This is a genomic window from Desulfonatronospira sp. (assembly GCA_003563255.1).
Lineage (GTDB): Bacteria > Desulfobacterota > Desulfovibrionia > Desulfovibrionales > Desulfonatronovibrionaceae > Desulfonatronospira.
Genome location: PWSL01000113.1, coordinates 1 through 2661 on the forward strand (window position 1 = coordinate 1; position 2661 = coordinate 2661).

The 2661-nt window shown below is 45.9% G+C and carries 3 protein-coding genes; all 3 read right to left on the minus strand.

Annotation, left to right across the window (positions count from 1 at the left end):
- On the minus strand, nt 1-429 hold a 429-nt coding region (locus QZP87_RS03255; RefSeq protein WP_291321481.1), incomplete at its 3' end, for a hypothetical protein.
- A gap of 897 nt (nt 430-1326) precedes the next feature.
- Entirely contained in the window at nt 1327-2031 is a 705-nt protein-coding gene (locus QZP87_RS03260; RefSeq protein WP_291321482.1) for a hypothetical protein, read from the minus strand.
- Nucleotides 2032-2178: 147 nt separating this feature from the next.
- Nucleotides 2179-2661: HNH endonuclease (locus tag QZP87_RS03265; RefSeq protein ID WP_291321483.1), on the minus strand; the 483-nt coding region annotated here is incomplete at its 5' end.

The following is a 2661-nucleotide window of genomic DNA, read 5'->3' on the forward strand; positions in this document are numbered from 1 at the left end:
ATGCCTATAGTACCTTCTTGTTCTAGCGCAACGAATATAGTCATCCCACATGACGAATAAGTCGGGGTTCTTTAGGTGCATTAGCTTAGGTGCGCCGGTGAATTCAACACCTCTGATTGTTGAGAGAGCATTGAAAATGGCTGTAATGTGTGAACCGTGCGCAGATAGGTCAAATGACATAATTGTCTGGCCTCTTAGTTGGACAAAATGATCACTTAACTCTGTGAGGGTTTTCCTAAATCCCTCAATATCAAACTGTTTTACCGCATAGCGAAATCGAGCGAAGTTCCATGTCGCAAGAAGAAGCATACAAGCTTCAACTTCGAATCCATGCACAATCAACCTGCGGGATAAAGCAAAAAAATCCGTTCGTCTCTCTCGCTCGTCGTACTGGTTTACTGCCCTGTCAAATGTAGGTTGTGTAATCATCTGTCCATGCCCTTAGTTTCTTACGGTGGTGGCAAGTTAATTGCGGCGAGCACCCGCACGCAATCACGCAGACAGGAAATCCAGCGGATGTCGATGTATATGCCCAACGGTAGCACGGCCAAACGTTCTGATTGGTCCAATGCTTATTATTTCTTTGCATCCGCAGCGGATATGGCACCTGCATCATCAGCCATCATTTTGGTGAAATTGTTTGGACCTGAGAAAATGCGCTGGCCATTCCGATATTGTGATAGTTCATTACTATCAATCCAAATTACTCCTGGATTGGTACAAAGACCGCAAATCAGGGCTGTCTTTGGATAACCAACTGGATGGACATATGCCACATATCGAGTAGTTCTTCCTTTGGGGCATGCGTGGGCATTCAAGCATCTACATAACGCCATTTACTCCTCCTCTATGATGTAACGTGAAGGCTAACGACTCGGCTCAGCGGCCGCGACGGTTTTTCGCGGTCCGCTGGAGCCGTTTGTTCGCCGGTCTCTCTCTGAGTTCGTACAACATCAGCCGGCAAATGCGCATGGCCCATTCGGCCTTGAACGCTTGGCTCATGGCAGCCTCTGTCATAGTCAAGAGGGCTGAATCATGAAGATAAGGTCCGAATTGAGGCTGACGGAGTATTGGTATGCCCATCCAAAATTGGGCGGACTCATCAAATGGCGGTTCAAAGGCCGCAGGTAGAAAGAGATCCATTAGATCTCTCAAACTTAAGTTCCGAATATTCCTGCTTTCCAGATAGTCTTCAACCCTGCCCCTCACCCGCTGAAGGAAACCAATCGCGTCGAGTAGAAGTCGCGCTGGCCATGGCTTGTCAAGATCATTAGTGCTTCTGATGGCGTCAATTGACATCGGATTCTCGTCGGTTGTTGGGAAAAGTTAAGAAGATTCAACAAAACCGTTTAACATTCTCTGGCCCCTTGCCTTTAGAAAAATTTCTGTATTCTTTGCATATTCAAGATACTCATCAACATTATTTGGGAATGGGGAGCCAGAAAAACCACCAAACGGAAGATGAAACCTTACTGATGAAAAATCTTCACTAACCAAATCCTGAAAAAGAAAAAACTCAACATAGCCTTTAAAATCCGCAAACAGACTAAAAAAACTCTCATATCTATTAAAAGCGTCTGTTAAAGGGGAGTCCTCCCCTTCATAGAAAAGGCGGATACACTCCAAGGTTAGATCAAATCGGTCACCAATCTTTGCGTTAACGCCTCTTGCCTGATTGATAGTGAATTTTCTGTTTACCTGCTTTGACGGAAAAAGGGTATAAGCCGCAATCTTGTTGCCTTGAATAAACAGATTTTCAACTGCTTCAGGAACTTTAGCTGTAATTGTCAACAGGCGCTTAGTCCCCTTGTAGGAATGCGTTATCGCATCGCTTCCAAGATAAAATTCACCCAAGTGCGATTTGTGGTAAAGATACCCTTTTTCTTCAAGAGTAAGCTTTAAGCCATCAGGCAATAGTTTAGACCAAAGTTTCCTATGATATGCTTTTAGGGTTTTGCTGCAAGCATCGACATCTTTATTTGGCGGTGTATCACGCCTAAAATCAAAATCAATATCAATAACTGTATCCATGCCATTAGTCTCCCAACAAGTGATTATCAAATTTTTGGATATCATGATAACGGACATGCTATACATGATTTGCGTTTTTCATATTTAAAAACTGCTTGCCTTAGTCCTCATGGTTCCTAGCTGAACCCATCTAAAAATCCTGAAGGCTTATGTCCTGAACACCTCCCGCCTGTGCCACCCCAGACACTCCTGATCCGGGATGTGTCTCTCATCTGATGGCTTGAAAATCGGCCTGTGATCCAGGGTCATAATGGGACCGGGGTTGTTGTGTTCCTGCCTGGACAAAGGAGAAATCAGAACCTCATATTCCCTGCCCACACTCATGAACCCCCGGTCAAAACTCCAGTGGCAGAGCCTGCACAAGGCCATGCCGTTGGCCGGACGGTCATCATTTGTATCCGACCAGGGTCTAATATGGGCTGCTTCAACTATAGTGTGTCCCTCCGGGGTGAGCATGCGGATGCCGCACAGGGCGCAGCGGTGCTCATAGAGAGTCATGACCGCCTTGCGGAAACCCTGGTCCCTGATATTGGCGGGTTTATCAGAGCCGTAGGTCAGGATCTTTTCTGCGGCCTTGAGAAGTTTCCGGCTGTATTCAAAAGCCTGCTGATTTTCTGATGCTTCCAGCAG